At 73.8% G+C, this 22,358-nt stretch carries 22 protein-coding genes and 1 pseudogene; 17 read left to right on the top strand and 6 right to left on the bottom strand.

Annotated elements, in window-relative coordinates; translation table 11 throughout:
• Window positions 1–189, bottom strand: a pseudogene (locus IF99_RS34950) (hypothetical protein); the annotation flags it as partial.
• Between the two features lie 364 nt (window positions 190–553).
• On the opposite strand from IF99_RS34950, the gene IF99_RS0117610 reads away from it, so the two are divergent.
• From IF99_RS0117610 to IF99_RS0117540, 15 genes are all read left to right on the top strand, one after another.
• Window positions 554–1,570: a FecCD family ABC transporter permease gene (locus IF99_RS0117610; protein WP_051703544.1), complete on the top strand. Its 1,017-nt coding sequence runs from the start codon at window positions 554–556 to the stop codon at window positions 1,568–1,570.
• Between the two features lie 146 nt (window positions 1,571–1,716).
• On the top strand, window positions 1,717–2,775 hold the full coding sequence (locus IF99_RS0117605; protein ID WP_234340730.1) for a FecCD family ABC transporter permease: 1,059 nt from the start codon (window positions 1,717–1,719) through the stop codon (window positions 2,773–2,775).
• Between the two features lie 100 nt (window positions 2,776–2,875).
• A complete protein-coding gene (locus IF99_RS0117600; RefSeq protein ID WP_030997474.1) occupies window positions 2,876–3,715 on the top strand; it encodes an ABC transporter ATP-binding protein in 840 nt (279 codons plus the stop codon).
• Window positions 3,716–3,811: 96 nt separating this feature from the next.
• Window positions 3,812–4,849 carry an iron-siderophore ABC transporter substrate-binding protein gene (locus tag IF99_RS0117595; protein ID WP_030997473.1) on the top strand — a complete coding sequence of 346 codons (1,038 nt, stop codon included), beginning with the start codon at window positions 3,812–3,814 and terminating at the stop codon, window positions 4,847–4,849.
• A 429-nt stretch (window positions 4,850–5,278) separates the two neighbouring features.
• Window positions 5,279–8,284, top strand: coding sequence for a LysM peptidoglycan-binding domain-containing protein (locus IF99_RS0117590; protein ID WP_030997472.1), 3,006 nt, complete (start codon window positions 5,279–5,281; stop codon window positions 8,282–8,284).
• 67 nt (window positions 8,285–8,351) lie between these two features.
• Window positions 8,352–9,092, top strand: coding sequence for a prepilin peptidase (locus IF99_RS0117585; RefSeq protein WP_030997471.1), 741 nt, complete (start codon window positions 8,352–8,354; stop codon window positions 9,090–9,092).
• A 188-nt stretch (window positions 9,093–9,280) separates the two neighbouring features.
• Window positions 9,281–10,261, top strand: a complete 981-nt coding sequence (locus IF99_RS32435; protein WP_078655136.1) for a helix-turn-helix domain-containing protein — start codon at window positions 9,281–9,283, stop codon at window positions 10,259–10,261.
• On the top strand, window positions 10,215–10,340 hold the full coding sequence (locus tag IF99_RS34945) for a DUF397 domain-containing protein (RefSeq protein ID WP_234340729.1): 126 nt from the start codon (window positions 10,215–10,217) through the stop codon (window positions 10,338–10,340). Before IF99_RS32435 ends, IF99_RS34945 begins: the two co-directional genes overlap by 47 nt.
• An 87-nt stretch (window positions 10,341–10,427) precedes the next feature.
• The gene (locus tag IF99_RS0117570; protein WP_030997469.1) at window positions 10,428–10,628 is read left to right on the top strand and encodes a DUF397 domain-containing protein; all 201 of its coding nucleotides are present in this window, start codon (window positions 10,428–10,430) and stop codon (window positions 10,626–10,628) included.
• A 140-nt stretch (window positions 10,629–10,768) separates the two neighbouring features.
• Window positions 10,769–11,425, top strand: a complete 657-nt coding sequence (locus IF99_RS0117565; protein WP_030997468.1) for a DUF4232 domain-containing protein — start codon at window positions 10,769–10,771, stop codon at window positions 11,423–11,425.
• Between the two features lie 381 nt (window positions 11,426–11,806).
• A complete protein-coding gene (locus IF99_RS0117560) occupies window positions 11,807–12,304 on the top strand; it encodes a MarR family winged helix-turn-helix transcriptional regulator (protein ID WP_030997467.1) in 498 nt (165 codons plus the stop codon).
• Window positions 12,297–13,715 (top strand): MFS transporter, encoded by a 1,419-nt coding sequence (locus tag IF99_RS0117555; RefSeq protein WP_030997466.1) that lies wholly within the window; start codon window positions 12,297–12,299, stop codon window positions 13,713–13,715. The genes IF99_RS0117560 and IF99_RS0117555 overlap by 8 nt, the downstream gene beginning before the upstream one ends.
• A gap of 40 nt (window positions 13,716–13,755) precedes the next feature.
• Complete coding sequence (locus tag IF99_RS0117550) at window positions 13,756–14,301, top strand: cysteine hydrolase family protein (RefSeq protein ID WP_030997465.1); 546 nt, start codon at window positions 13,756–13,758, stop codon at window positions 14,299–14,301.
• 123 nt (window positions 14,302–14,424) lie between these two features.
• Window positions 14,425–15,624 carry a cyclic dehypoxanthinyl futalosine synthase gene (gene mqnC, locus IF99_RS0117545; RefSeq protein ID WP_030997464.1) on the top strand — a complete coding sequence of 400 codons (1,200 nt, stop codon included), beginning with the start codon at window positions 14,425–14,427 and terminating at the stop codon, window positions 15,622–15,624.
• 13 nt (window positions 15,625–15,637) lie between these two features.
• Entirely contained in the window at window positions 15,638–16,081 is a 444-nt protein-coding gene (locus tag IF99_RS0117540; protein WP_030997463.1) for an imidazolonepropionase-like domain-containing protein, read from the top strand.
• Window positions 16,082–16,151: 70 nt separating this feature from the next.
• Here the strand turns inward: IF99_RS0117540 and IF99_RS0117535 are convergent, their stop codons facing one another.
• The gene (locus IF99_RS0117535; RefSeq protein ID WP_030997462.1) at window positions 16,152–16,502 is read right to left on the bottom strand and encodes a VOC family protein; all 351 of its coding nucleotides are present in this window, start codon (window positions 16,500–16,502) and stop codon (window positions 16,152–16,154) included.
• 245 nt (window positions 16,503–16,747) lie between these two features.
• On the opposite strand from IF99_RS0117535, the gene IF99_RS0117530 reads away from it, so the two are divergent.
• Window positions 16,748–17,452, top strand: coding sequence for a demethylmenaquinone methyltransferase (locus tag IF99_RS0117530; RefSeq protein WP_030997461.1), 705 nt, complete (start codon window positions 16,748–16,750; stop codon window positions 17,450–17,452).
• 59 nt (window positions 17,453–17,511) lie between these two features.
• Here the strand turns inward: IF99_RS0117530 and IF99_RS0117525 are convergent, their stop codons facing one another.
• Both IF99_RS0117525 and IF99_RS0117520 read right to left on the bottom strand, forming a co-directional pair.
• Window positions 17,512–17,877: a PASTA domain-containing protein gene (locus IF99_RS0117525; protein WP_030997460.1), complete on the bottom strand. Its 366-nt coding sequence runs from the start codon at window positions 17,875–17,877 to the stop codon at window positions 17,512–17,514.
• Between the two features lie 232 nt (window positions 17,878–18,109).
• Window positions 18,110–18,646: a GNAT family N-acetyltransferase gene (locus tag IF99_RS0117520; protein WP_030997459.1), complete on the bottom strand. Its 537-nt coding sequence runs from the start codon at window positions 18,644–18,646 to the stop codon at window positions 18,110–18,112.
• A gap of 99 nt (window positions 18,647–18,745) precedes the next feature.
• Between IF99_RS0117520 and IF99_RS0117515 the strand changes: the two genes are divergently transcribed.
• Entirely contained in the window at window positions 18,746–20,029 is a 1,284-nt protein-coding gene (locus IF99_RS0117515; RefSeq protein WP_030997458.1) for a geranylgeranyl reductase family protein, read from the top strand.
• Between the two features lie 209 nt (window positions 20,030–20,238).
• Here the strand turns inward: IF99_RS0117515 and IF99_RS0117510 are convergent, their stop codons facing one another.
• Both IF99_RS0117510 and IF99_RS0117505 read right to left on the bottom strand, forming a co-directional pair.
• Window positions 20,239–21,282 carry a hypothetical protein gene (locus IF99_RS0117510; RefSeq protein ID WP_030997457.1) on the bottom strand — a complete coding sequence of 348 codons (1,044 nt, stop codon included), beginning with the start codon at window positions 21,280–21,282 and terminating at the stop codon, window positions 20,239–20,241.
• Window positions 21,283–21,356: 74 nt separating this feature from the next.
• Window positions 21,357–22,001, bottom strand: coding sequence for a DUF6461 domain-containing protein (locus IF99_RS0117505; protein WP_030997456.1), 645 nt, complete (start codon window positions 21,999–22,001; stop codon window positions 21,357–21,359).
• Window positions 22,002–22,358 lie beyond the last annotated feature (357 nt).

The raw sequence follows: 22,358 nt of genomic DNA, 5'->3' as shown, positions 1-22,358 counted from the left end.
CCCTTGAGCCCCCGCCGCCACCTCGGCCCGCGTCCCCGCCCCGCCTCCTCCGCCCGGTATCCCGTCCGCGGCCCCCAGCGTCAGCCCCGTGACCCCCACCACGATCGTGCCCGCGAGGGCGGCGGCGAGGGGGAACAGGCGGCGGGAGCGGCGACAGGGGTGTCCCTGTGGGGTGCGGGGTTCGGTCATGGTGATCAGTCTTGACCGAATCGTGCCGGTACGTCGCTTCTACCGCGTCCATGTGGGAGCGATGCAGGGGGTGATGTGGCCGCTCGGGCGGTCCTTGGGCGCGTATACCTGGCCGGAATCGACTGTTAGCCTTGCCTTACTTCGTCCAGCAAGGGATCTGCGCAGTGAGGCACGAGCCGTGAGCGGCGGCCCCCGGGAGGATCACCCGGAGCGGTCCACCGAGTCCGCGTACGCACGGCGGCTGCGGGCGAAGGCCGCGGGTATCCAGGCGGCGCGCGCCGCGAGCGGCACGACGACCGCCGCGCTCGCCGTGGACCCCGGCGATCTCCCCGCGTCCGAGACGCCCGCCCAGGCGAAGGCCCGCATCCGCCCGGCCCGCGCCCGCTCCGTTCTCTCGCTGGGCCTGCTCCTGTGCCTTCTCCTCCTGGTCGCCGCCGTCCTCGCGAGCCTCTTCGTCGGCTCCGGGCACGAGGTCTCGGGCGGCGACGTCTTCCACGCGCTCTTCGACGCCGACCTGAGCGACAAGGGACAGCTCGTCGTCCACGAGGTCCGCGTCCCCCGTACCGCCGCCGGGGTCCTCGCCGGGATCGCTCTCGGGCTCGCGGGCTGCGTCATGCAGGGCGTCGCGCGCAACCCGATCGCCGACCCGGGACTCCTCGGCATCAACGCGGGCTCCTCCGTCGCCGTCGTCGCCGCGATCAGCCTGCTCGGCCTCGCCTCGCCCTCGCAGTACATCTGGTTCGGTTTCCTCGGCGCCCTCCTCGCCGCGCTGCTCGTGTACGGGATCGGCTCGCTCGGCCGCGAAGGGGCGACGCCCGTCAAGCTCGCCCTCGCCGGCACCGCGACCCAGGCGGTCCTCGTCGCCCTGACCAGCGCGATCCTCCTCAAGGACCGGGACAGCTACGACCAGTACCGCTTCTGGCAGGTCGGCTCGCTCACCGGGCGCGAGGGTTCGGACCTGTGGCAGGCGCTGCCGTTCATCGCGGTCGGCGCCGTCTTCGCGCTCGCTCTCGGCCCCGCCCTCAACGCGCTCTCGCTCGGCGACGACCTCGCGCGCGGCCTCGGCCAGAAGGTCGGCCGCATCCGCGCCGGGTCGGCGCTCGTCGTCGTCCTCCTGTGCGGCGCCGCGACCGCGATCGCCGGGCCCATCGCCTTCGTCGGCCTCGCCGTGCCGCACGCCGCCCGGCTCATCACGGGCCCCGACTACCGCTGGATCCTGCCCTACTCCGCCGTCCTCGCCCCCGTCCTCCTGCTCCTCGCGGACATCGTCGGGCGGCTCGTCGCCCGGCCCGGCGAGGTGCAGGTCGGGGTCATCACGGCGGCGATCGGCTGCGTGCCGTTCATCATCCTGGTCCGGCGCAGGAAGCTGGTGGAGCTGTGAGGACACCCGGCGCATCCGGCGGCGGCACGGGAGCCGCCCCCGTCCGCCCCGACCGCGCGCCCCGTGCCGACCGCACCGGGACCCCTACCGGCCGCGCGTCCCGGCCCGACCGCACCGGGGCGCCCCCCGGCCCCGCCTCCCGCGCCGTGGCCCGTACCGACCCCGCCCTCCTCGCCGAGGCGCGGCGGGCCGTCGCCGGGGTGCGGCGCCGGGGCCGGGTCCGCGCGCTGTGGACCGGCGGCGTGCTCGCCGTCCTCGTCTTCGCGCTCCTGTGCCTCTCGCTGTGCGTCGGCGACTACGTCCTCCCGCTCGGCGACGTGCTCGGCGCGCTCTTCGGCGGCGGGGACGCGGGCGCGCACTTCGTGGTCGTCGAGCTGCGCCTGCCGCGCGCGCTCCTCGCGCTCCTCGTCGGCGCGGCCTTCGGCATGGCGGGCGGCGTCTTCCAGACCGTCCTGCGCAACCCCCTCGCCAGCCCCGACGTGATCGGCATCAGCTCCGGCGCCTCCGCCGCCGCCGTGCTCGGCTCCCTCGTCCTGTCGTTCAGCGGCCTCGCGCTCTCGGGGGCCGCGCTCGTCGGCGCGCTCGCGGCGGGCACGCTCATCTACGCGCTCTCGTGGCGCGGCGGCGTCGTGGGCGCGCGGTTCGTGCTCATCGGCATCGGGGTGGGGACGGGGCTGCTCAGCGTCATCTCCTACCTCATGACCACGGCGAACGTGACCGAGGCGCAGGACGCCTTCCTGTGGATGACGGGGAGCCTCAGCGGGCGCTCGTGGACGCAGTTCTGGCCGCTCCTGTGGCTCCTCGTCGTGGCCGTCCCGCTGACCCTCGCCGCCGCGCGCTCGCTGCCCGCGCTCTCGCTCGGCGACGACACGGCCGCCGGGCTCGGCTCGCGCGTGGCCCTGCGGCGGCTCGCGCTCCTCGCCTGCGGGACCCTCCTCGCGGGCGCGGCGACGGCCGCCGCCGGGCCCGTCGCGTTCGTCGCCTTCGTCGCGGCGCCCGTCGCGCGGATGCTGCTCCCGGGGCGCGGCGCGGTCCTGCCGCACGCGGCGCTGACCGGGGCGCTCCTCGTCCTGCTCGCCGACTTCGCGGCGCAGCACGCGATCCCCGGCATCCAGTTCCCCGTCGGCGTCGTGACGAGCCTCGTGGGCGCGCCGTACCTGCTGTGGCTGCTCGCGCGGGCGAACCGGGTGGGGAGGGGCGGGTGAGCGCGCACCGCCCCCGAGGCCGTACGGGCCGGAGCGCGCCCGTCCCCGTCCCCGTCCCCGTCACCGCACGACCGTCCCTGTCCCCGAAGGAGCCGCGCCCGTGAAGAGCGAAGCCGACGTGCCGGACGGCGAAGCCGCCCGGACCCGTCTCGAAACGCGCGACGTGCGCCTCGGCTACGACGGCCGCGAGATCGTGCCGGGGCTCAGCGTGTCCATACCGACCGGCAGTTTCACGGTCATCGTGGGACCGAACGCGTGCGGCAAGTCGACGCTGCTGCGCGCCATGGCGCGGCTCCTCACGCCGCTCTCCGGGGCGGTGCTGCTCGACGGGAAATCGGTGCAGGAGATGCCGACGCGGGAGGTCGCCTCGGTGCTCGGCATCCTGCCGCAGTCGCCCGTCGCGCCCGAGGGCATCAGCGTCGCCGACCTCGTCGGGCGCGGCCGCTACCCGCACCAGGGCTTCTTCCGGCGCTGGACCGACGAGGACGACACCGCCGTCGCCGAGGCGCTGCTCTCGACCGACGTGCTCGACCTCGCGGACCGGCCCGTCGACGAGCTGTCCGGCGGGCAGCGGCAACGCGTGTGGATCGCGATGGCGCTCGCGCAGCGCACCGAACTGCTGCTCCTCGACGAGCCGACGACATACCTGGACCTGAGCCACCAGCTCGACGTGCTCGACCTGCTCACCGACCTCAACCGCGAGCGCGGCGTGACGATGGTCGCCGTCCTGCACGAGCTGAACCTCGCCTGCCGGTACGCCGATCACCTCATCGCGATGGCGGACGGGCGGGTCGTCGCGGAGGGCGCCCCGGCGGACGTGGTGACGGAGGAACTGGTGACGGAGACGTTCGGGATGCGCTGCTCGGTGATCGCGGACCCGGCCTCGGGGACGCCGATGGTGGTGCCGCTCGGACGGCATCACGTGGGCGGGCGGCCCTGAGCCGGAGGCCCCGGCGCGGTCCGGTGTGACCAAGGCGACGACGGTGAGACCCCCCTCCGTACAGACATCCGGTAAGGGCAGGCTAACCTCATGGGTATGAACGATTCCGCTCCTTCCGCTGCCTCCCGGCGCCGCCGTCGCGCCCGCACGGCCGCGCTGCTCTCCGCCGGTGTCGCGACCCTCCTCGTCACCGCCACCGCGTGCGGCTCCGACGACGGCGACAAGGACTCCGGCGGCGGGGCGAAGGACTCGACGGCGTCGAGCGCCGCGTTCCCCGCGAAGGTCGCGACGAAGTACGGCACGATCACGATCGACAAGAAGCCCGAGCGCGTCGTGGCGCTGGGCTGGGGCGACGCCGAGGCCGCGCTCGCGCTCGGCACGCAGCCCGTCGGCGCGAGCGACTGGCTGCCGTTCGGCGGCGACGGCGTGGGCCCGTGGGCGAAGGGCATGTACGACAAGAAGCCCGAGCTGATCGGCACCATGGAGCCGGAGTACGAGAAGATCGCGGCCCTCAAGCCGGACCTGATCCTCGACACCAAGTCCAGTGGTGACAAGACGCGTTACGAGACGCTGAGCAAGATCGCCCCGACGGTGGACGTGCCCAAGGGCGGCGACGCCTACCTCACGTCGTGGAAGCAGCAGACGCTCATGGTCTCCCAGGCGCTCGGCGTGCCGGAGAAGGGCCGGAAGCTGATCTCCGACACGAACGCCAAGTTCGCCGCCGCCGCGAAGGCGCACCCGGAGTTCAAGGGCAAGACCATCACGGTCGGCGCGCTCTCCTCCGAGGGCTACGGCGCCTACGTCAACGGCGACGGCCGCGTGAACTTCGCGACGAACCTGGGCTTCAAGAACAACCCGAAGGTCGAGGCGAAGAAGACGGACTCGTTCTCCGTCCGCGTCTCGAAGGAGAACCTGGACCTCCTCGACGCCGACCTGACCGTCATGGCGGGCATCGGCGTCCCCGACTCGAAGATCACCGGCGACCCGCTCTACAAGGCCGTTCCCTCGGTCAAGGCGGGCCACTCGCTGATCCTCGACAAGACCTCCAGCAAGGCGTTCGCGACGGGCTCGGTCCTCTCGATCCAGTACGCGATCGACCACGTCGTCCCGGAGTTCGCGAAGGCCGTCAAGTAAGAGCCGCCTCGCACACGGGCAGTTGGGCCCGCCCCCTGGCATCGCGCCCGGGGGCGGGCCCTCGCGCGTACCACGCCCGGGGGGCTTCGCGCGCTCCCGCCGTGAACGGAGGGGTGCCCGGGGGAGGAGTGGCGGCGCAGTCGCGGCGGGGGTGGCGGCGCGCTCGCGGAGGGGTGGCGGCGCGTCCGCGAGTCTCGGCCCCGCGAGCGTCGTCGCGTCGGTGGCGGAGGCGGGCGGCTGAGGCGGGGCGGGCGTCAACGCCGGGCGTCAGCCCCGGGACGTACCGCACTACCCGCCGCAACCCGCCCAAAGCGCCCAGCACTTCGCGGTGTGACCCCTGCGAGGGGCACTTACCGGCCGTTAGGCTCTGCCCGTAAACCCGCTGTGCCCCGTACAGCAGTTCCGCACCGGTCGCCCGGGAAGGCTTTCATGGCACGTAGTTCCGCACGGTCCGCGAGCCCCATGCCCCTGCCGCCGCGCCCGCGGCGGACCCCCGGGGATGTGGTGAAGGCGCTGCTCGCCGTCGTCGCGCTGCTCGCGCTCGTCCTCGGGGTGCCGTTCGGGCTCATCCAGGTGGGGCGCCCGGTCCCGGACGGGCCGCCGGGCGAGTGGCTCGGTTCGGCCATCGACGCCGAGACGCTCATACGCCTCCTCCTGCTCGTCGTGTGGATCGCCTGGGCGCAGTTCACCGCCTGCGTGCTCGTCGAGGTGAAGGCCGCCGTCTCCGGCGTCGGCCTGCCCGCGCGGGTCCCCGGCGCGGGCCCCAGCCAGCTCCTCGCCCGCCAGCTCGTCGCCGCCGTCCTCCTCCTGGGCGCCACCGCCGCGAGCTTCACGCCCGGCCTCTCCGGTTTCGGGCAACAGGCCCCGGACACCCATCGCCCCACCGTCGCTGCCGCCCAGCAGACCCCCGGTGGCCTCGTCGGCGGCCAGCAGCAGGCCGCCGCGGACGCCCTCGCGCGCCAGGCCGAGCAGATCGCGCGGCAGGCCGACACCGGCCAGGCACACCAGCAGGGCACGAAGTTCTACCGCATCCAGCCCCCCGAGGGCCGCCACCACGACTCCCTGTGGGAGATCGCGCAGCGCCACCTCGACGACGGCCGCCGCTACAAGGAGATCTACGCCCTCAACAAGGACCGCGTGCAGCCCGACGGCTCCCGGCTCTCCGAGGCGAGCCTCATCAGGCCCGGCTGGATCATGGAGATGCCCGCCGACGCACACGGCGGCGAACTCGTCGAAACACCCGGCTCGAACCCTGAGTTGAGCAAGGGACAGCAGCGGGAACTCGACGCCTACGCGAAGGACGGGCAGGGCGCGCGGGACGGACGGTCCGGTCAGGGCGGCCACGGCGCCCGCGAGCAGCACCGGCCCGCCGGGCGCGACGGCGACACCGCGACGGGGCACTTCACCGTCCCCGCCCACCACGCGCACGCGGCGGCCGAGGAGACCGCCGCCCCCTCCGGCACCGCGTCCCCGGCACCCGCCTCGCACACCCCGGGCCTCCCCGAAGCCCTCCTCGGCGCCCCGCTCCTCGCCGCCGGCCTCCTCGCCGCCCTCGGGCGCCGCCGCAGGGCCGCGCTGTGGCAGGCCGCGACCGCCGTCGCCGGTCGCCGCAGGGGCATGGAACTGCCCACACCGAGCGGCGACGAGGCCGACGTGCAGGACGCCCTCTTCGCGGGCGCCGACCCCGGCGCCGTCCGCTTCCTCGACCAGGCGCTCCGCTCCCTCGCCCGTTCCCTCGCCGCCGAGGGACGCCCGCTGCCCCTCGTCTACGCGGCCTGGCTCGGCGCCGATGAACTCCACCTCCAGCTCGCCGAACCCGCGGGCCCGCCCCCCGCCCCCTGGACCCAGGGCGAGGACGAGACGTTCTGGCGCCTCGAAGGCCGCGAACTGCCCGCCCCCACCGGCACGACGGACGGTACGGGCGAGCCCTCCGACGAGGAGCCGCAGGCCGCCCCGTACCCGGGACTCGTCAGCCTCGGCGCGCGCGACGACGCGCGCCTCCTCCTCAACCTGGAGGCCGTCCCCGGGCTCGTCTCGCTCTCGGGCGCGCCCGCCGACCGGCAGGCCGTGCTCTCCTCGGTCGCCGCCGAACTCGCCACCAACGGCTGGTCGGACCGCATGACGGTGACCCTCGTCGGCTTCGGCGCCGACCTCGTCCCGCTCGCGCCCTCCCGGCTGCGCCCGCTCGACGACGTCGCGGCGCTCCTGGACGTCATGGAGGCGGAGACCGCGAGCCGCCGCGCGGGACTCGGCGCGGCGGGAGCGGACTCCGTCCTCACCGGCCGCACGGGCCCCGCCCGCACCGCCGGCTGGGCCGCCCACCTGGTCCTCCTCGCCGCCGAACCCGACGCCGGACAGGCCGCCCGTCTCACCGAACTCGCCCGCGACGCGGCGCGCTTGGGCATCGGCTACCTCGTCGGCGTGGGCGGTGACCCACTGCCCGGCGCCGCCTGGGAGATGGAGATCACCTCCGAGGGCCGCCTCCTGGCGCCGCTCCTCGGCCTCGAACTGGAGGCGCAGCTCCTCCCCGCCCCTCAACACGCCGCCGTGGCACGCCTCTTCGCGGCGGCCGACGCCTTCGGCGGTGGCGGCGGGGACGACGACCCGGCGGGCCCGGCCGTGGCACACCGGCCGCCCTTCCTCGTCGACATCAGCGAACAAGGCCGTCCCTCGGTGTACGCGCGCCTCGTCGGCCGCTACGAACTCATGGGCCTCGACGCGCCCGACGACGAGCGCGGCCCGCTCCTGCGCGAAGCCCTGGCCCTCCTCCTCCTGCACCGCGAGGGCGTCCACCCGCGCGTCCTCGCCTCCGCGCTCTGGCCGCGCGGCGTCGGCGACGACGTGCGCGAGGCGACCGTCGCGCGGCTGCGCGACTGGCTCGGCACGGGCGAGGACGGCGCGCCGCGCCTGCGCGAGGACGCCACGGGCCGCCTCGTGCTCGACGCCTCCGTCGTCTCCGACCTCGACGTCCTCCGCTCCCTCTACCACGAGGCCACGAGCGGGCGCGGCGCCGACGACCGCGCGGTACGCGGCCGGCTCCTCACCGACGCCCTCGGCCTCGTGCGCGGCCCGCTCCTCGCCGAGCGGCCCGCAGGCCGTTACGGCTGGCTCGCGCACGAGATCGTCGACGCCCAACTCCCGCTCCTTGTCGCGGACATCGGCCTGGCCCTCGCCGCCTTCCATCTCGAACGCGACCGTGCTCCGAAGGCGGCCGAGGCCCTGGAACGCGCCCTGGTGAGCGCGGGCACCGACGAACGCCTGTGGAACGAACTCCTGCGCGCCGTCCACGCGACGGGCGACGAAGCCCGCCTCCGCGCCCTCGCCGCCGAGTTGGCGCGACGTTCCGGCGCGCGCGGACTCCCGCCCCGCACGGCGGCCTTGCTCGACGAACTGCTGCCGGGCGCGGCTGCCTCCGGCGAGGCGGGAACCGCGTGAGCGGTGCGGTGCGGGGTGGCGGCGGGGCGCGCGGGACGCGCGCGGCGGCCTGCGGGGCGGGCCCGGTATGACCTCCGCCGCACTCGCCTCCTCGCCGCCGTTCCTCGCCCTCTGCGCGGCCGTGTGGGGCGCGCTCGCGGGCGCGTTCCTGCCGCGCGCCGCGCACCGCTTCGCCGTCCCGGCGGGCGAGCCGTGGAGCGCCGCGTGCGCGGAGGGCGATCCGGTACGGGGCTGGGTCGGCGTCCGCGCCTGCCCGGCCGGGCACGGTCCCTCGCCGTACCCGTACGCGCTCGCGACCGCGCTCGTGTGCGCGCTGCTCGCGGCGGCGACGGGCCCGCGCCCCGAACTGCTCGTGTGGCTCCTCCTCGCGCCCGCCGGTGTCCTGCTCTTCCGCACCGACCTGCGCGTCCAGCGCCTCCCCGACCCCCTCACCCTCACGACCGCCCCTCTCGCCGCCGTCCTCCTCGGGCTCGCCGCCCTCCACCCCGAGCACGCGGGAAGCTGGCCGCGCGCCCTGCTCGGCGCGGTGGCGCTGGCGGGCGGCTTCGCGGTGCTGTTCCTCATCAGCCCCTCGGGCCTCGGCTTCGGCGACGTGAAACTCGCCCTTCTCCTGGGCCTCGCCCTCACGTGGTACGGCTGGGGCGCCCTCTTCCTGGGCGTCTTCGCGGGCTTCCTCCTCGCCGCCCTGTACGGCCTCGTCCTCATCGCCCTGCGCAAAGCCACCCGCCGCACCGCCATCCCCTTCGGCCCGTCCCTCCTCGCGGGCGCGTACCTCGGGGTGCTGGCGGGGGCGTTCGGGGCGGGGTGACGAGCCCAAGTACCGCTCGCCGTTCCTCTGTTGAGTGAATCTCCTGCGCGTCCCTTGTGCGGTGATACATCCTGATACGAGAATTCCACCGACTACCAAGAGTGACCGGAGTGTCTCTGCCCGGGAGGCGTCGGAGCAAGGGGACGCGTGTGTCAGACGCGAGTGGCACACGAGGAGAAGGGACCCGTATGACCAAGGCGACCCACGCGGCGAGGGTGAAACGGCTGAGGAATGTCGAGGCGGGGGCTCCCGCGCGCCCGGCACCGGAGGTCTTCGGCAGAATCCTCGCCCACTACAGGGAGAGGGCCGGCAAGAAGCAGGAGGAACTGGCGGCGGCGTTGAACGTCTCCCGCTCCCACATCTCCCGCTTCGAATCCGGGAACCGTGTCCCGGACCGTCGCCACGTGGAGGATGCGGACGGCTTCCTCGCGGCGGACGGGGCGTTGGTGAAGCTCTGGGAGGAGACGGACTGGTACGCGGAGGTCGAGCATCCGGACTGGTTCGAGCGCAGAGCGCGAATGGACGCGGAGGCGGTGGCCATCTACGACTACCACGCTCTGGTCGTCCCTGGTTTGCTCCAGAGCGAGGACTACGTTCGAGCGGTGCATGTGCTGCACGGCGACCAAGGCGAGTTGGAGAAGCGGGTAGCGGCCCGCGTGAGCCGCCAACTTCGTTTCCGGAATCCCGATGGGCCCACTCTCGTGGCGGTGCTGGACGAAAGCTGTCTGCGAACGGCGGTTGGGAACGACGAGATCATGCGTGATCAGTGCGAGCGCCTTCTGGAGCTGGGGGCGCAGCCGAACATCTCGGTCCACATCGCGCCTGCGAGGCAGTACGGGATAGCTCGTCCGTTTCTGCCCATGTCCCTGCTCGCGATGCCGGATGGACACCGCTGGGTCTATTCGGAGACGCTCAAGGGCGCCTATTTCAGCGACGATCCGCAGGTGGTAGCCCGTCACAGCCGTACCTATGATGGGCTCAGGGCCGACGCCATGTCTGCCCGGGACTCCGCAGCCCTGATCAGGGAAGCGATGGAAGGGTACGACCGGGATGACCATGCACGAGGCAAAGACCACCTGCTGGGTGAAGAGCAGCTACAGCAACGGCAACGGCGGCGACTGCGTGGAAATCGGGTTCGGGTTCCCCGGCCACGTCGTCCCCGTGCGTGACAGCAAGGTCGTGGACGGGCCGGTCGTGACCGTGGACGCGGCGCAGTTCTCGGCCTTTCTGGAGAGCGTGACCCGCTGAGGCGACGGCGCTGGTTCGAGGGCCACTTCGGTGCGGTACTCCCGTGCGGAGGCGGCCTTCGGCGTGCGAGGGAGAGGTGTGGCCGGGATGACCCATGACGAAGCGAGCGCCTTCTGCCGGGTGAAGAGCGGCCACAGCAACGGCAACGGCGGAAACTGCGTCGAGGTCGGCTTGGGGTACCCCGGCCACGTCGTGCCCCTCCAGGACAGCAAGCCGGCGGACAGCCCCCTCGTCCTCGGCGGGGCGGCGTTCTGGGCGTTCCCGCGTGGTCTCGTGCCCTCGCGCTGAGCCCGCGCCACCGCACCCCGCCTCGGGTGCCTCTCGCGGCCCCCGGTCGCGCTCGGCTCGTGCGGTGTGAACTTTTTCGTCCCGCCCGTCATCACAGTGAGGGTCAGCATGTTCCCCCCACGAGAGGCAATGAGGCGACCATGACGAACGCACGCACACGAACCGGAATGCTCGCCGCCGTGGCCCTTGCCGGGGCCCTCGGCCTAGCCGGATGCGGGGTCGGCGGCGACGACGAGGCCGCGGCCCCCGCCGCCAAGACCTCGGCGGCCCCCACGGAGCGCTCCGGCGACCCCCAGCCGTCGGCCTCCGAGGACCGCGCCGGTGACTCGCCGGGCTCCGGGGACACCAGCCCGGCCACCGAGGCGGACTCCGGTGCCCCGAGGTCCGACTGCACCGCCCCCGGGCTGGAGGTCAGGCTCGTCGCCAAGGGCTCGGAGATGAACAGCCGGTACTACGACCTCCAGGTCACCAACACCGGCGGGCGGTGCGCCATACGCGGCTACGCGGGCCTGTCGCTCCTCGACGACGGCGGCAAGCAGATCGGCAAGCCCGCGACCCGCTCCAAGGACGGCGACGCGGTCGGCGGCATCGTCCTCGACAAGGGCGACAGCGCCCACGCCGTGGTCAAGACGCCGGGCAAGGGCGTCACCGGCGGCGACTGCGCGGCCGAGCCCGCGAAGATCAAGGTCTACGCCCCGGGCAACACCAAGGCCGTCACCTCCCCCGACACGGCCGGCATCCGCGTCTGCGGCGGCACCCTCACGATCGGCCCCCTCGGCGCGTCCTTCCCCGGGTGACGACATGCGCGGGCGGCGGTACCGGCCGGGGCGGACGCGGGCCGCGTCCCCCGGCCGCGAGCCGCCCGTACGGGGCCACCCGCCCCGGTGCCCGCGATGCCGCCCGCCGCGGCTGCCCGCCTCCCCGCGCGGACGGCCGACCCGCCTGCCCACGCCGCTGCCCACCCGGGCCCGGCACGCCTGAACGCCGCTCCTCCCCCTGACCGAAACCCCGCGCCCCAGGGGTACGGAGCCAGGCCCCTTCGCCCCCCGGCCAGGAGGCTCACCGCCTCCGGCAACGACCCGCCTCCAGCGGCCACCCGCCCACGGCAGTGACCGGCGTCCGCCCCTATCTACAGGTAAGGCTGTACAGCTCACCCTGTACGAGTTACGGTAGGTGCTATGCGCACCGATCCCGTCGCGAGCGGTACCCCCGGCTCGCCGCCCCGCCCCTCGCCCGCCGCCGTCCAGGCGTCCCGCGAGGTCAGGGCCGTCATCAGCCGTCTGCGCCGCCGCATCCTCGGGGCCTCCGAGGACGAGGACCTCACGCTCGGGCAGTCCACCGCGCTCGCCCGCCTCGCCCGCGAGACCGAGACGCCCACGACGGCGGCCGGGGTCACGACCAGCGTGCTCGCCGCCGCCGAAGGCGTCCGGCACCAGTCGATGGCCGCGACCGTCGCCGCGCTCGCCGCGCGCGGCCTCGTCGTGCGCACCCCGGACCCCGAGGACGGCCGCCGGTTGCTGATCACCCTCACGCCCGAGGGCCGGCGCCGTGTCCACGAGGGCCGCCAGGCCCGCACCGAATGGCTCGCGACCCGGCTCCAGGAGGAGTGCACGCAGGAGGAGCTTCAGGCGGTCATCGCCGCCATGTCCGTACTGGAGCGGCTGACGCATGACTGAGCCCGCCACGGGAGCCGGGACGAGCGACAAGGATTTCCAGGCCGAACAGCCCCGTTTCAACCGCCGGTTGCTGCCGCCGATGATGCTCGGCTCGGTCCTCAACCCGGTCAACTCGACGATCATCTCGGTCGCGCTCATCCCCATCGGCAACGCGCTCGGCGCCCCTCCGTCGAAGACCGCGTGGCTCGTCTCGGCGCTCTACCTCGCGACCTCGCTGGGCCAGCCCGTCGTCGGACGGCTCATCGACATCTTCGGGCCGCGCAGGCTCTTCCTCATCAGCACGGCCCTCGTCGGCGTCGCCGGGGTCCTCGGCACCCTGGCGCCCAACCTCGGCGCCCTCATCGCGGCCCGTGTCCTCCTCGGCTTCGGCACGTGCGGCGGCTATCCGGCCGCGATGGCGCTCGTACGGAGCGAGGCGAAGCGGACCGGGCGCGACAGCCCCGGCGGCGTGCTCACCGCGCTCGCCGTCGCCAACCAGACCATCGCCGTCATCGGCCCGCTCCTCGGCGGCCTCCTTATCGCGGTCGGCGGCTGGCGCGCGACGTTCGCGCTGAACATCCCGCTCGCCGTCGCGGCGCTGCTGCTCGGCTGGTGGCGACTGCCCAAGTCGGCCGGTACGGGGGAGCGTCCGCGGCGCGGCCGCATCGCCGCCCAACTGGACCTGCCCGGCATGGCGCTCTTCGCGGTCACCCTCACCTCGCTGCTGCTGTTCCTCATGAACCCGCACCTGCGGAACTGGTACCTGCTCGTGCTCACGCTGCTGGCCGGAAGCGCCTTCGCGCTCCGGGAGTTGCGCGCCGCCACGCCGTTCATCGACCTCCGCGTGCTCGGCGGCAACAGGCCGCTGCTCGCGACGTACGGGCGCGCCCTCGTCGCGTACGTCGTCGCGTACTCCTTCCTCTACGGCTTCAGCCAGTGGACCGAGGAGGGGTACGGGCTCTCGCCGTTCCGCACCGGGCTCGTGCAGATGCCCATGTTCCTGCTCGCCATCGGCGTCTCGATCTGGTCCGGGCGCCGCAAGGGCGTACGGGGCAAGCTCCTCGGCGGCGCGCTCGGGCAGATCGCCGCGTGCCTGATCCTGCTCACTCTCTCCGGCTCCAGCCCGCTGTGGGAGCTGCTCCTCGTGGCCCTCGTCTTCGGCGTCCCGCAGGGTCTCAACAACCTCGCCCTCCAGAACTCCGTCTACTTCCAGGCCGATCCGGAGCGCACCGCGTCCTCCGCCGGGCTCCTGCGCACCTTCGCCTACCTCGGCTCGATGGTCGCCTCCTCCGCGAGCGCCGCCTCCTTCGGGCAGCGCGCCGACACGGGCGGGATGCACGAACTGTCCTGGATCATGCTCGGCGCGGGCGCGGTGTTCCTGCTCATGACCCTCTTCGACCGGTCCCTCGGCCGGACCGGCACCTCGGACTGACTCCCCTTCCCCCCGCATCCCCGCAGCGAAAGGCCCTCTCGTGTCCCGCACCGCCCTGCTCCTCATGGACTTCCAGAACGCCCACGCCACCCGCGTGGACCCCACGGCGCTCACCCAGGCCGCCGCCGCCCTGAAGGCCGCGCGCGAGAAGGGAGTCCTCGTCCTGCACGTCGCCCTCCGCCTGCGCGCCGGGCACGTCGACGCGCACCCGAACAACGCGGTCTTCGGCGCTCTCCCGCACGACCGCTTCGTGCCGGGCGACCCGGACGCCGAGATCCACCCGGACGTCGCCCCCGCGCCCGACGAGGTCGTCCTGTACAAGAACCGCGTCAGCGCCTTCGCGGGCACCAACCTCGACCAGATCCTCCGCGCCCAGGACGTCGGCCACCTCGCCCTCGCGGGCATCGCGACCGGCGGCATCGTGCTCGCCACGGCGCTCCAGGCCTTCGACCTGGACTACCGGCTCACGACACTCTCGGACGCCTGCGCCGACCCGAGCCCGGCGCTCCACGAGGTCCTGCTGAAGGACCTCCTCGCCAAGCGGGGCGAGATCGCGACGGTGCCGGAGTGGACGGCGACCCTCTAGAAGAGCGGCGCCCCGGGGTACGGCCCCCCGCCGCCGAGGCGGTCGCACCCCGGGGGCGTAGGCTGAATCGGTCCGAACCTCCGAGCGCTGTGAAGCGACCCGCCCCCCGAAAGGTGACAGCCGGTGACCGAGCAGGCCGACCTTCAGTCCGTCCTCGACCGCGCCGCCGCAGGCGGTCGCATCACCGCCGAGGAGGCGCTCGACCTCTACCGCGACGCGCCGCTGCACGCCCTCGGCGCCGCCGCCGACGCGATCCGCCGCCGCCGCTACGCCGGTACGGAGCACATCGCGACGTACATCATCGAGCGCAACATCAACTACACGAACGTCTGCGTCACGGCCTGCAAGTTCTGCGCCTTCTACGCCGCCCCCAAGGACACGAAGAAGGGCTGGAGCCGCGACCTCGACGACATCCTGCGCCGCTGCGCGGAGACCGTCGAACTCGGCGGAACGCAGATCATGTTCCAGGGCGGGCACCACCCGGACTACGGCGTGGAGTACTACGAGGAGCACTTCTCCGCCATCAAGAAGGCGTTCCCGCAGCTCGTCATCCACTCCCTCGGCGCCTCCGAGATCGACCACATGGCCCGCATCTCCGGCGTCACCGCCGAGGAGGCGATCCGCCGCATCCACGCCGCCGGTCTCGACTCCTTCGCGGGCGCCGGCGCCGAACTCCTGCCCGCGCGCCCCCGCAAGGCCATCGCGCCGCTCAAGGAGTCCGGCGAGCGCTGGCTGGAGATCATGGAGACGGCCCACAACCTGGGCGTCGAGTCCACGGTCACGATGCTCATGGGCACGGGCGAGACGAACGCCGAGCGCATCGAGCACCTGCGCATGATCCGCGAGGTCCAGGACCGCACCGGCGGCTTCCGCGCCTTCATCCCGTACACGTACCAGCCCGAGAACAACCACCTCAAGGGCCGCACGCAGGCCACGATGTTCGAGTACCTGCGGATGATCGCGATCGCCCGCATCTACCTCGACAACGTCGCCCACATCCAGGGCTCCTGGCTCACGACGGGCAAGGAGATCGGGCAGCTCTCGCTCCACTACGGGGCCGACGACCTCGGCTCGGTGATGCTGGAGGAGAACGTCGTCTCCTCGGCGGGCGCGAAGCACCGCTCCAACCGCCAGGAACTCATCGACCTCATCCGCACGGCGGACCGCGTCCCGGCGCAGCGCGCGACGACGTACGAGCACCTCGTCGTCCACGACGACCCGGCGAACGACCCGGTCGACGACCGCGTGGCCTCGCACATCTCCTCGACGGCGATCGACGGCGGCACCGCGCACCCCGAGCTGAAGCTCATCCCGGCGAGCTGAGCGGTTCGCGCACGTGCTGACACTGCACACCGCGCCGCTCGTGGACGCGGGCGACGGCACCCTCCTGCCCGCGGGCGCCGTCGCCGTCTCGGGCGACCGGATCACCGCCGTGGGCCCGCTCGCGGCCCTGCGCGAGACATACCCCGAGGCGCGGGTACGGGAGTGGCCGGGCCGCCTCGCGCCCGCCCGCGTCCACACGGGACCGCCCCCCGCGGCGCCGAGCCCGCGCGAGACGGTCCACGCCCTCTTCGCCCGCGGCGCGACGGCGCTCCGGGCGGAAGGCCCGCTCGACGCGTCGTTCCGCGAGGCGGCGGCACGCGGCGGGCTCCGCCTCGTCGCGAGCCCGTCCCCGACCCCGCTCGCCCCGCGAGCGCGCGCCGACCTGTTCGCGGCGACGGACGACGGCGAGTGCGTGGCGACGGTGTGCGCGGGACGTCTGGTGTACCGGCGCCGCTGAGGACCGGGGCGGGCTGCCCCGCGCGGGTGCCGTGGCGTACTCGTCCGCGCAGGTCCTCCGCGCCCCCCCGCTATGCCGTCGCCGGCCGCTCGATCAGCGTCACCCTGTTGCCGTCCGGGTCGTGGACCGAGGCGAAGCGGACCTCGCCCTTGCCGGGTGTGGTCGCGCCCGCCGCGATGCCCTGTGCCGCCAGCGCGGCGAGTTCCGCGTCCAGGTCGGTGACCGCGAGGTTGACCAGGGCGCGGCCCGCGCGGTCGGGGTCGGTGAAGACCTGGAGCCAGCCGCCGTCCGTGAGGTGCCAGTCGGCGAGGCCCGGCATGGGGCGGGCGTCGGCGGGGCGGCCGAGCAGGCGCTCGTACCAGGCGACGGCCGCCTCGTGGTCGGTGACGGGGGCGACGGCGAGGACGTGGGTGACGCGCACGGGGGCTCCTGTACGTGAGGGACTCTCAGTCTGGGGCGCCTTCTCCCGCGAGCGGCCGCGCGACATCGCCCTTCTGCCGCGCGACGCCGTGCACGGCCCCGCCTCCCGGCTCTCCGGCGAAGCCGCCCCGCAAGCCGTCCCCGGCTCCCCGGCGAAGCCGCCCCGGCTCCCCGGCGAAGCCGCCCCGGCCCGGCCCGCTCCCGGCCCCGTACGCCGTCCTTATCCGCGCCTGCCACAATGAGCCGGTGACGACACGCGCATCCCTGGACAAGCAGCCGCAAGAAGTCGCTTCGATGTTCGACGGTGTGGCCAAGCGCTACGACCTCACCAACGACATCCTCTCCCTCGGCCAGGACCGCGCCTGGCGTGCGGCGGTGGCGAAGGCCGTGGACGCGCGCCCGGCGCAGAAGGTCCTCGACCTCGCGGCCGGGACGGCGACCTCCTCGCTGCCCTTCACCCGTACCGGCGCCTACGTCGTGCCCTGCGACTTCTCGCTCGGGATGCTCCGGGTCGGCAAGCAGCGGCACGGCTGGCTGCCGTTCACCGCCGGGGACGCGACCAGGCTGCCGTTCCGCGACGACGTCTTCGACGCGGTCACGATCTCCTTCGGGCTGCGCAACGTGAGCGACACCCCGGCGGCGCTGCGCGAGCTGTACCGGGTGACGAAGCCGGGCGGACGCGTCGTGATCTGCGAGTTCTCCTCGCCGACCTGGACCCCCTTCCGCACCGTCTACACCGAGTACCTCATGCGCGCCCTGCCCCCCCTGGCCCGCGCGGTCTCGTCCAACCCCGACGCGTACGTCTACCTCGCCGAGTCCATCCGCGACTGGCCCGACCAGCCCGCCCTGGCCTCCCTGCTCCAGGACGCGGGCTGGTCGAAGGTCGCGTGGCGCAACCTGACGGGCGGCATCGTGGCGCTGCACCGGGGGTTCAAGCCGCAGGAACGCTGAGCCCCGGCGGCGGGCGCGGGGGCGGCACCCGCCCCGGGCGGCCGCCGCGCGTGGCCGCCTCAGCCCGAGACGGCGACGCCCTCGGGCCCGTCCCCCTCCGGCTCCGGCTTCTCACGCGCCAGGCCGCTCGCGCCCGGCCCCGGGTCCAGCGGTTCGCGCACGCCCGTACCGCCACCGCCCTCGTCGCCCTCGTCCGGCCACGTGTCGAACCACAGCGTGACGACGGCGCCGTGCGGAACGCGCGCGCCGGGCTCCGGGTACTGCCGCACGACGTAGTCGAGGCCGCCCTCCAGCACCTCGGGATCGTCGGGGGACTCGGTCGCGAGCCCCTTCTCCTGCGCGGCCGTCACCGCGTCCATGGCCATGAGGCCGAGCAGGCGCGGCACGAGGACGAACTCGGTCGGCTCCGGCACGAGCGAGGACATGCTCTCAACTCCCCAGGTCTGGCGGTACCCGGCACGGTAGCGCTCCGCTCGGGGGCGGGGGGTGCGTGCCCGGTTGTGTGGGGCGTGTGCCCGCTGAGGGGGCGCGTTACGCGGGGTGCCCCTCCGGCGGCTCGCCTCACGGGGCTCCGCCCCGGACCCCGCTCCTCAAACGCCGGAGGGGCTGGATGGTGGTGGGCCCGGGTGCGGCTCCGCCCCGGGGCCCGCGCTTCCCTCACAGCGCCAGCTCGTACCTCCGGCCTCGCTCCGCCCCGTCCGGCAGGGCGAACGTCTCCGCGTGGCGCATCCCGAGCCGCTCCACGACCGCGAGCGAGCGCGTGTTGCGCTCCTTGACCATCGCGACGACCGAGGGGACCCCGGCCGCGCGCAGCCGGTCCAGGGTCGTTCGGGCCGCCGCCGTCGCGTAGCCCCGGCCCCAGGCGGTACGGGCCAGGCGCCAGCCGATCTCGATGGCGCCGACGGGGCCGAAGTGGGCGTGCGGCCACGGCTGCGCGCCCGTGAAGCCGACGACCTCGCCCGCCTCGTCGGTCACCGTCCACAGGCAGTAGCCGAGTTCGGCGTCGTGGCGGCGCTGCCGGGCGGTCAGCTCCTGGTAGACGGAGAGTTCCGCGGGGCGCCCGCCGTGGAACTCCATGACCTCGGGGTCGGCGAAGACGCGGTGCCAGTGGTACGCGTCCTCGTCGGTGGGGACGCGCAGGCTGAGGACGGGGGCGGGGTGGGCGAGCGCGGAGGCGGGGGGAGAAGTGGTCAATTCCGGTCAGCCCTTCGGTCGGGAGGAGACGACGCCTGAATAGACTGCCCGTGTCCGGTGCCGCTCGGCACGTGATTTCAAGTCGTCGGGAGAAGTGTCGTGGCCGAGGCCCTGTCCGAACACAGCGCGGATGTGATCGTGGTGGGCGCCGGACCCGCCGGGTCGGCGACCGCTTACCACCTGGCGAAGGCCGGACTCGACGTCCTGCTCCTGGAGAAGACGGCGTTCCCGCGCGAGAAGGTCTGCGGCGACGGACTCACCCCGCGCGCCACGAAGCAGCTGATCGCGATGGGGATCGACATCTCCGAGGAGGCGGGCTGGCTCCGCAACAAGGGCCTCCGCATCATCGCCGGTGGCAACCGCCTCCAGCTCGACTGGCCGGAACTCGCCTCCTTCCCGGACTACGGGCTCGTCCGCAAGCGCGACGACTTCGACGAGCAGCTCGCCCGCAACGCGCAGAAGGCGGGCGCGCGGCTCTACGAGCGCTGCAACGTCGGCGCGCCGGTCACCGACGAGTCCGGCCGCATCACGGGCGTCCACGCGAAGCTCGGCGAGGAGAAGACCCCGGTCACCTTCCACGCCCCGCTCGTCGTCGCGGCCGACGGAAACTCGACACGCCTCTCGCTCGCGATGGGCCTGCACCGGCGCGAGGACCGCCCGATGGGCGTCGCGGTCCGCACGTACTTCACCTCGCCGCGCCACGACGACGACTACCTGGAGTCGTGGCTGGAGCTGTGGGACAGGCGCGGGCCCGGCGAGGACCGGCTCCTGCCCGGCTACGGCTGGGTCTTCGGCATGGGCGACGGCACGTCGAACGTCGGGCTCGGCGTCCTCAACACGTCCTCGTCCTTCAAGGAGCTGGACTGGCGCGAAGTCCTCAAGGCGTGGTGCGCCTCGATGCCCGAGGAGTGGGGCTATACGCCGGACAACATGACGATCCCGATCCGCGGCGCCGCCCTCCCGATGGCCTTCAACCGCCAGCCGCACTACACGAAGGGCCTCCTGCTCGTCGGCGACGCGGGCGGCCTCGTCAACCCCTTCAACGGTGAGGGCATCGCCTACGCGATGGAATCCGGCGCGATCGCGGCCGACGTCATCGTCCAGGCCCACGGCCGCCGCACCCCGCAACTGCGCGAACTGACCCTCCAGCGCTACCCGAAGGTCCTCAAGGACACGTACGGCGGCTACTACAGCCTGGGCCGCGCCTTCGTGAAGCTCATCGGCAACCCGAAGATCATGAAGCTGGCGACCGAACGGGGCCTGACGCACCCGGTGCTGATGAAGTTCACGCTGAAGCTCCTGGCGAACCTGACGGACCCGACGCACGGGGACGCGATGGACCGCGTCATCAACGGCCTGACGAAGGTGGCGCCGCGGGCCTAGTCCGGCGGCGGAGACGGGGCGGCGGGGCGGTCTCCCGGCGCGCGGACAAGTCCGCTCCCCCGGCGGCCTGTTGGGGCGCGGCCCCGGCAGGCGCTCCGCGTTCTCGCGCGCCCCGCGTGTCGGCGGGGGCGCCGGTCAGCGGCCTGTCCACGAGGAGCGCCGGGGGCGGGGGGCACGCCGGGAGGCGGCCAACTGTGGCCGCGCGGTGCCTACTCCATGATCTGCAGGTGGGGGTGGTCGGGGGAGGCCGGGCAGACGTGGAGCTGGAGGGTGTAGCCGCCGCGGATGTCGACGAGGGTGGGTTCCGCGGGGTCGCCCGGGAGGTGCTGGGCAGGGTCGGCGGGGTCCTCGGCGGGGCGCCAGCTCACGCTGCCGTCGTCCCACTCGGAGCTCGCGATCGTGAGGAGCGGGATCTGCTCGGTGCCGCAGGCGGGGCAGTCGCGAGGCTCGGGGTCGGTGAGGCTCCAGAAGGTCCAGCCGCCGGTCTTCCAGCCGGGGGCGGTGGCGAGGTTGCGGAAGTAGAAGTCCTGCGGGTCCTCCGCCTCGCCGTCGTCCCACTCCGCCCCTGCGGCCTCCCACCGGCTCTCGTCCGCCAGTTGCTCCTGGAGTTCCTCGTCCAGTTCCATGGTGCTGGGGTACTCCGTGACCTGCTCCGGCGTCAGGATGCAGGGCCGGGGCAGGTAGCCGTCCTTCTCGATCGCGGCCGGTTCGGGCGGGGTGTCCAGGACATCGGTGACGGTGGTGGCGGAGCGCCAGTAGAGAGCGGTGCGGGGTTCCGAGACGCCGTGGCCGCAGGGGCACCACAGGACTTGGAGGAGATCGGTCCCGGCGGGGCGGGCGGGGAGCGGGACGTCCGGGGCGTGGAGCTGAGCCACCGGAAGCATGGGGACGGGCCCGTCGAACCACGGGCGGCCCCCGCCGTGCCGTCGCCAGACCTCGTCCTCCTCGGGCGTGCGCACGGGCGCCCGGCGATCGCGCAGCCGTCGCTCGGCGGAGGCCGCGCGCACCCGGCGCAGGGCGCGGATGTCTGCCGCGGAGAGCGGGGTGTCCTCGGCGAGCGAGGCGTCGTGCGGCCCCTCGCAGTAAGGCCACGGCTCGTCGGCGGGCCACAGGAGAGGCCCGCCGACGGAGCTGTCGTGGACGGTCGGCGAGCCCGGCCGCGGGTGCAGCCGGGTCGCCGTGCGCGCCAGCGGGGCCAGCCGGGGGGAGAGCGCGGTGACGTCGAATGGCCGCGGTGGGGTGTTGAGACGCATGACGGCTCCGAGGGTCGAACGAACTGGACTGATCGAAAACCGGCGGTGGTTGCCGGAGCACGGGAGGTTCCCGCTCAGTCCCACCGCACGACGACGTGGGGCGGCACGGGTCCCTCCCCCGCGTAGCTGTCGCCGAGGGGCTCGGTCGGCTCGTCGTCCGGGGACAGGGTCAGTGTGGGCCACGGTCCAGCCAGAGTGGCGTCGTCCAGGGTGACGCCGAGATGATCGAGGACGAGGACCACCACGGGGGCCATGCCCAGGTCTTCGTACCCGGGTGCGAGGAGGGCTTCCTGCACCCGGTCCCACCAGGGGCCGGGCCGGGGGGCACGGGTGTGCTCCATGCCGGGTTCGAAGTACTCCATGCATTCGCCGTCGCGCCAGTGCTGGAAGACCTCCATGCCGTCGGTGGCCGAGACGCCCCAGGTCTCCGTCCCCAGCGACAGCTTCGCGAGGACGTCGTCCTCGAAGCCGACCGCGCCCTCCTCCTCCACGCAGAAGGCCATGTCCCCGATCCGTCCGGCCCGCAGCAGGGAGATCTCACCGGCGGGCGGCTCGTCGCCGAGGAGATCGGAGGCGGCGTCCGCGTCCAACGGGCGGGCGCGGGCCGGGTCGGCTCCGTAGCGGGAGAAAACCTGCGCGGTGTCCAGCCCGCGCGTGAGGGTGACACACATCCAGGCCGCTGCCCAGGTGTGGTCGCGGGGATCGGCGCCTGCCGCCATGTTCCGCCTCCTTGCGGCTCCGTCGTGGCCGCCCGTCCCGCGTACGCCGGGACGGGCGGCAGAAGGATCGTCGCGTGTGCTCGGGACAGCGTGCCCCGTACCGCGATCCCTGTCGCGGCCGGGTCCCACTCCCCGTGCCGTCTACGCGGTGAACTCGATGCGGAAGGGGTCACCGTCCACGAGCCGCTGGTACTTGCGCAATGAACCGAGGACGCCGCCCCGGAGTAGTTCGCGCGGCCGGTGACGTGCAGCCGCAGGCAGGTCTCCGCGCCCGTGGCCGGCCGCTCGGGCCAGGTCGCCGGGGCGGACCAGACGCCGTTGTCGACCTTCGGGGTCAGCTCCGCGCACAGGCTCTGG

It is taken from the genome of Streptomyces sp. NRRL F-5630 (assembly GCF_000719475.1).
Lineage (GTDB): Bacteria > Actinomycetota > Actinomycetes > Streptomycetales > Streptomycetaceae > Streptomyces.
This window is presented reverse-complemented; position numbering and strand designations above follow the sequence as displayed.